General features: G+C 62.4%; 6 protein-coding genes and 1 pseudogene. All 7 read right to left on the bottom strand.

Features of this window, described 5'->3' with window-relative positions; translation table 11 throughout:
- Positions 1-406 (bottom strand): transposase (locus tag Talka_RS11685; protein WP_246100682.1); only part of this gene is annotated, 406 nt, incomplete at its 3' end.
- Positions 407-502: 96 nt separating this feature from the next.
- Positions 503-1,657 carry a glycosyltransferase family 4 protein gene (locus Talka_RS11690; RefSeq protein ID WP_221933898.1) on the bottom strand — a complete coding sequence of 385 codons (1,155 nt, stop codon included), beginning with the start codon at positions 1,655-1,657 and terminating at the stop codon, positions 503-505.
- A 126-nt stretch (positions 1,658-1,783) separates the two neighbouring features.
- The gene (locus Talka_RS11700; protein WP_143891498.1) at positions 1,784-2,881 is read right to left on the bottom strand and encodes an IS5 family transposase; all 1,098 of its coding nucleotides are present in this window, start codon (positions 2,879-2,881) and stop codon (positions 1,784-1,786) included.
- A gap of 75 nt (positions 2,882-2,956) precedes the next feature.
- Positions 2,957-4,972 (bottom strand): asparagine synthase (glutamine-hydrolyzing), encoded by a 2,016-nt coding sequence (gene asnB, locus Talka_RS11705; protein ID WP_143891499.1) that lies wholly within the window; start codon positions 4,970-4,972, stop codon positions 2,957-2,959.
- 3 nt (positions 4,973-4,975) lie between these two features.
- Positions 4,976-5,872, bottom strand: coding sequence for a class I SAM-dependent methyltransferase (locus tag Talka_RS11710; RefSeq protein ID WP_143891500.1), 897 nt, complete (start codon positions 5,870-5,872; stop codon positions 4,976-4,978).
- Between the two features lie 306 nt (positions 5,873-6,178).
- Positions 6,179-6,337: a hypothetical protein gene (locus Talka_RS12180; protein ID WP_246100683.1), complete on the bottom strand. Its 159-nt coding sequence runs from the start codon at positions 6,335-6,337 to the stop codon at positions 6,179-6,181.
- A 23-nt stretch (positions 6,338-6,360) separates the two neighbouring features.
- Positions 6,361-6,504 (bottom strand): annotated as a pseudogene (locus tag Talka_RS12185) (glycosyltransferase); the annotation flags it as partial.
- Positions 6,505-6,632: the final 128 nt, after the last annotated feature.

The following is a 6,632-nucleotide window of genomic DNA, read 5'->3' on the forward strand; positions in this document are numbered from 1 at the left end:
GGCAAAACTTCACCAGCGTCGTGGCATCGCACGGCAGCCGGTCCTCGTAGTAGGCCATGCCCGAGAAGTACTGCCAGCGCGGCGACTCGCGCCAACGTTCTACCACCCCTTCATCGGACTCGTTGAAGGCGTGCTTCAGATACAGCAGCGCAATCATCACGCGCAGCGGCACGCGGGGGCGGCCTGCGTTAGAGCCCCGAGCTGCGCGCACCGCAGATTCGCCAAAGAGGTCCAGATCGGGCATCGCAACGCCTGCGCGGGCTTTGTGTATGAACAGGTGCGCGAGCCTTGCCTCCAGCTCCTGCCACGGCATGCGCGAGGCCAGCACCGCAAGCGGGTGCCTCAGGCCGATCATCTGATCGAGCCGCAGACGGAAGAAGTCCTCGGCAGCAGGGCAGGCAAACATCACAAAACTACCAGAAAACGGCGCTTCAAGCCATCAAAGCCGGGGGAAATCAAAAACACCCAATAACACAAGAAAAATCATGATGTTATGAATATTTCAAGGACGACTAAAAACTTTCATAAGCGTCGCGTTGGTTTTCCGGACGTCAAACCGTTCTTCCGCTAAACGGCGGCTTGCGTTGCCCATTCGAGCTATCAGCTCTGGCTTTTCAATAAACCGCAGCATTGCCTGCTCGAGCGCTTCCACGTCCCGCGGCGGTATTAAAAACCCGTTGACGCCCTCCACCACCGTCTCGCGGCACCCCGGGGCATCGGTGGTAATGACGGGCCGGCCCATGGCCATCGCCTCCTGCGTGCTGCGCGGCACGCCCTCGCGGTATGAGGGCAGCACGAACACGCTGGTCTGCGCGAGCCACGGCTTCACGTCCACCGCGCCGGGCCATTCCACCGTGCCGTCGTCCAGCCACGGCCGCAGGTCGGCTTCCTTCAGGCCACCGGGATTGTCATCCAAGGGGCCCAGCAGCCAGAAGCGGGCTTGAGGGTGTCGTGCCTTGATCCGCGCTGCAGCCTGCAGAAACTCCAACACGCCCTTTTCGCGCAACAGGCGCGCCACCAGCGTGAAGGTTATCGGCTGCGTGTGGGGCGGGTAAGGGGACCATTCGTTTAACGCGACTCCTGTGCCATTAACCCGAATGATTTTGTCGGACTTTACGCCGCAATCATTGATGAGCACTTTGGGGTCGTCCGGATTTTGAACCACTACCCAATCAGCGCGATTGAGGGCTATTCGATACAGCCACATTAGAAAAAGCCGTATATAAGCACGCTTGAGACCGATGAAGGCCTCCGTTTCAGTGAAGGCGAATCCCAAACCAGCCACCATAGCCACCCGGCGCGGCACTCTCGCCAGCCACGCGGCCAGCATCCCCCACACGTTGGTCTTGGCGGCGTAGGTGAACACCACGTCCGGCCGCCTTTGGCGCATGTGCCGCCAAAGGACCAGAAGCGTAAGTAAATCCTCTAGCGGATTCAGCCCCGTGCGCGCGAGTGGAAAAGCTCCCCCCTGCGCCCCCAGCGCCTTCAGACAAGCAAGCTGCGCCTCGGTCCAGTCCGGCGCCAGCACCTCAACTTCGCAACCCGCGGCCACAAGATCGGCAATCAAGGGGGCGCGAAAGTTCAAGGTCGCTGTTGCCGAGTGGCCAACCAAAACCACACGGCGCACTTCAGCAGGCCGTTGAAAAGTCTCCCTCACGGCAGCCATGTACCCATTTGCGTGGGGCCGAAGCTAGCGCAAGCCGTTTTTCTGGGCTCCGACAGCCGCTTGGGCTCCCCTTTTGGGGGCCGTTTGCCCAATTTTGGGCGCACTGACCCCCCGCGATCACGCATAATGCGCATCCCACCAGCCCCCGATGGAGCCCATGCGCACCAGGTTGTACGCGGCAAAACACATCAGCGCCTGCCCGGCTAGCTTGGCATGCCCAATCAGCTTGGTCTTGGCCAGACCGCCGACGGTCTTGATCCAGCCGAAGACCTCCTCGATGCGTTTGCGCACCTTGAGGCTGACCTGGTAGACTTCGTGTCGCTGGGTGCGCCCGTCAATGGCCAAGTGCTTGGCCTTGGCCGCCACGTGCGGGGTGATGCCCAACTGGCGGCAGCCCTGGACAAAGGCTTTGCAGTCATAGCCCTTGTCCGCCCCCACGGTCAGCCGGGCTTTGCGCTTTTGGCGCGCGAGCATCTTGAGAGCGGCCTCGCGCTCAGCGGCGCCACTGGCATGGGTGATTTCGACGTCCACCACCAGCCCGTGGCGGTTGTCCATGAGGATGTGCCCCATGTGGCACAGGCGGGACGTGTCGCCTGCGGCCTTCTTGAACAGTCGCGCATCGGGATCGGTCGTGCTGGCGTGGGTATCGTTGCTGCGGGTCTCGCCCTTGAAATCCACCTCGGGGTTGCGACCCTGGGGCGGTGCGTCGTCGTCGCTGCCACTGGCCTCTTTGCGCTTGAAGCTCTTGTGCGAGGCCCAGGCTTCAATCAGCGTGCCATCGACGCTGAAGTGCTCCTCACCGATCAACTTCGCCCACTGCGCCATGTGTTTAACCCGCTCAAAGAACACGCGGGCCAGCTCTTCGTTGAAGAGGCGCTCGCGGTGGGCGCTGAAGGTGGAGTGGTCCCCGACCTTGTCCTCGATGTTCAGGCCCACGAACCCGCGGTACGGCAGGTTGTCGTCGATGGCTTCCACCAGCAGCCGCTCACTGCGGATGGAAAACAGGATATGCAGCAGCAGCGCCTTGAGCAGCATCTCGGGCGGCGCCAAAGGACGGCCGCGGCGGGCATCGACCGCCTCGAACTCTGCGCTCATGCTGGCCAGCAAGGCATCGACCAGCGCGCGCAGCTTGCGCAGCGGGTGCTTGGCCGGGACCCGCTCTTCGAGGCTGATGGTGCTGAACATCGCCCCCTGGAAGTTCTGGGTGCCTCTCATCTTCGGTGTCTGGTCGTCGCCGCTTACATGGTACCGGTCGCACGGGCGGCTGCAGGGGAGTTTTTCAACGGCCTGTTAGCCCCTGGGTTTTCCTGCCTCTCCAAACCTCCTCCCCACATCGGTGCCCCGTTGGATATTCTGCTTCCACGCCCGCCACATTAACACATCCCAAAGCAAATATTGCCAGTTGCGCCGACCGCTGAGGTGCTCCGCCCACAACTTGCGCACTGGCGCGGGGTCAAGAAAGCCCTCTTCACGCAGCTGGCGCTCGCTTAGCAGCTCTTCCGCCCATTCGCGCAGCGGGCCGCGCAGCCAGTGGTCGATCGGCACGCCAAACCCCTGCTTGGGGCGCTCCACCAGCCCCCGCGGCACGTAGCGATACAGCACCTGCCGCAGCAGCCGCTTGCCTTGGCCGCCGCGGATTTTGTAGGTAAGCGGCATCCGCCAGGCCAGCTCCACCACGCGGTGATCCAACAGCGGCACGCGCGTCTCCAGGCTCACGCCCATGGCCGCGCGATCGACCTTGACCAGGATGTCGTCCGGCAGGTAGGTCAGTGCGTCCAGCGCCATCATCCAGTGGCGCGGATCGTCCACCGCGGGCCAGGCTTCGGGCCGAGTCAATGCCGTTGGGGCTTCCACGGCGCCCAGCACAAGGGACTGCGGATGCCACCAGTGCGACACCAGGCGGCGGTAGATCGCCTGCGGCCCTTCGGCTCGCAGCACTTCGGCCAGCTTGTGCAGCTTGTCGCCGGGGCTGGGCACGCGTAGGCGGCGCGGCAGCAGCGGGCCCATCACCGCCCACAGGCGATCCCACGCAGCGGGAGAGACGGCGGTCAACCCGGCCGCCACGCCTCGCCGCAAAGCCGCAGGCGCCCACCCCTGCCGCCGCCATAGCCGGTCGGCCCAGAAGTAACGGTTGTAACCGCCAAAGAGCTCGTCACCCCCGTCGCCGGAGAGGCACACCGTCACGTGCTGGCGTGCCAGTTGCGCGACGAGGAAGGTCGGGATCTGCGACGAATCGGCAAACGGCTCGTCATAGAGCTGCGGCAAGCGCGGGATCACCTCCATCGCCTGCTGGGGCGTCACATACAGCTCGGTGTGCTCAGTGCCCAGATGCCGGGCCACCGCCGCGGCATGCTGGGCTTCGTTGTATTCGCCCTCGTGAAAGCCAATGGTGAACGTTTTGACCGGCTGGCTGGCCTGCGCCTGCATCAGCGCCACCACCGTAGTGGAGTCGATGCCACCGGACAGAAACGCCCCCAGCGGTACATCCGCCACCCGCTGCAGCCGGATCGACTCGTGCAGGCCCTGCTCCAGCGCGTCTACCGCTTGCGCCTCATCGCGTGGGAAAGGATCGCGCAGCCCCGCCTCCACCACCTGCCTCAGCGACCAATACGGCACCGGCTCGGGAGATTGCCAGGTAGCGGCCTGAGGCGCGGTGATGCGCAGCCAACAGCCTGGTGGCAGCTTGTGGATGCGTTGGTAGATCGAGTGCGGCGCAGGCACGTAGTTGTGGCGGAAATAGGCCGCGAGCGCCCCGCGATCGATTTCGCCGGCAAACGCCGGATGCGCTCGCAACGCCTTGAGCTCGGAGCCGAACAACAGCACGCCGCGCTGCCAGCCGTAATACAGGGGTTTTTCGCCCAAGCGGTCGCGCGCCAGCCACAGCGTGCGTTCCTGCGTATCCCACAGCGCCAACGCGAACATCCCCACGCTGCGGGCCAGGGTCGGCTCTAGCCCCCAGACTTCGATCGCGGCGAGCAGCGTTTCGGTGTCGGAATGTCCACGCCAGGCCGGGGCACGGCCCGTCGCTTCCAGCTCACGCCGCAGCTCGCCGTGGTTGTAGATCTCGCCATTGAAGGCGATGACGTAGCGCCCGCTGGCGGAAAGCATCGGCTGGTGCCCCGCAGGCGAAAGATCGACGATGGCCAGCCGCCGGTGCCCCAAAGCCAGCCCCGCCGCGGCGTCCACCCAGACGCCTGCATCATCCGGGCCGCGATGCACCAACGCATCGGCCATGCGGCGCGCAATCGCGGCAGCTCCCTCGCGGGCGAAGCCGCCGGGCTGCCAAAAGCCGGTCAGGCCGCACATGGCTCAATCTTTTCGGTAAACGTATTCATCACAACCCGATCCGAACAGCCCTGTGCTGCGCCCGAAAAAGCGACCCTGTCGAGCAAAAACACGTTCTCTTGAGAACCCAAGTTTTTGCATCAACAAATCCACTTCTTGCGGAAGAATCGATTCGTAAGGATAGCCTCCAAGCCAGTCATGAACATCATGATAGAAATCCATACCCCGATTAGAGCTATAATTTTCCACATATTTTTTGAAATTGCGTCCAGTCACCCATAATGCGAACCTATAGAACCAAATATAAATGGCTTGTACTATCCGTTGCACAGCAGGCGACGCTTTCGAGTACCACCGCTTCTCCCAGCACCAGAAAAAGTCCATCCACACTCGACGATAAAGAGCAAAGACAAATCTTCCGCCAGGAGCAACCATCCTCGCCGCGCTCTCGATGGCGTCCACCATCGCTCCGGTGTGATGGAGCACCCCCCATGAATAGACAACTTCATAGGCACCGTGTCTATCAGGATCGAGATCAAAGACTGAAATCTCTTTCACACTCCACCCCCCCGAAGGAACGTGTCGCTTCAACAGTGCCTGCGTGGTATGAACACTATCTGCATCGAGATCTACCGCGAAGACCTTGCGAGCACCTAACCTTATCGCAGCCAAACTATGAATACCCGAGCCACAACCAATGTCGAGAAAGCTCAGTCCATCTAGACGATCTTGCGCAAGCAGCCGTTGAAGCCCTCGCTCAGCCTCGGCTATTTCAGCCTCGGTCACCTTCTCGGCATATTCAGCCCAGTTTTTCCCAAAAGCAAAATGCAACTCAACGTTGACCAAACTTTTTGATTTATTCATATAACGTAACCCTTTTACCCTTTCCGCAAGCCCCACCACCTTCAGCCTGAAATCCATCAGATCGTGACTCGCGCTGATACAAAACTTGCCCCACCAGCGCTAGATCGATGTCCGAGCCAGGCTCATGGGTACCCATGGTGCCGGAGACGAACAGAATAGCGCGCTCTATCGCAGGTTCGGCCCTCAAGATACGGCGCAGGATCTCGAGTGTCGCCGCAGACAACCCGCAGTTATTCGGTTCGCTCACGCGCCAGCTCCGCCAGGCGCTGCTGCGGCGCCAGCACGCCGGATGGTAACGCAGCACCCCGCGAAAGTTACCGAAGCGCTGCTGCCAGCGCACATCCGCTTGCGTCATCAATTCGCCTACTTGGCGCGGCCACGGGCGAGCGTCTCTTCCCACACCGCCCGATAACGCCGCACCATCGCCTCGAGACTGTAGCGTTCCTGGGTCCGTTGCCGGCACGCCTGTTGCCGCTCGCGCCAGCCTTGCGACTCCCGCGCGGCCACCAGGGCCTGCTGCAACGCATCGGCCAGCGCGGCGGCACCACCCAGCCAGTTGGGCCGACGATTTGCGCCGCATCGCCCACGTCGGTGGTTACACAAGGGGTGCCGCAGGCCATGGATTCGGCGAACACGTTGGGGAACACCTCCGCGGATGAGGAGAGCACGTGAATGTCCAGCGCATTCATTAGTCGTCCCTGAAATATTCATTTTCAGGCCATCCGCAGCCGCAGCCAGGCCGCATGGACGCCGCCGGTCACGGTTTGGTGCTGCCAAGCAAGCCAGCGGGCAAACAGCCGCACGGCCGCGATGAGGC

Source organism: Tepidimonas alkaliphilus (assembly GCF_007556595.1).
Classification (GTDB): domain Bacteria; phylum Pseudomonadota; class Gammaproteobacteria; order Burkholderiales; family Burkholderiaceae_C; genus Tepidimonas; species Tepidimonas alkaliphila.

Coding starts and splice junctions, on each gene's coding strand:
- asnB (WP_143891499.1), bottom strand. CDS start 4,972: ATGTGCGGCCTGACCGGCTTTTGGCAGCCCGGCGGCTTCGCCCGCGAG.
- Talka_RS11710 (WP_143891500.1), bottom strand. CDS start 5,872: ATGGATTTCAGGCTGAAGGTGGTGGGGCTTGCGGAAAGGGTAAAAGGG.
- Talka_RS11700 (WP_143891498.1), bottom strand. CDS start 2,881: ATGAGAGGCACCCAGAACTTCCAGGGGGCGATGTTCAGCACCATCAGC.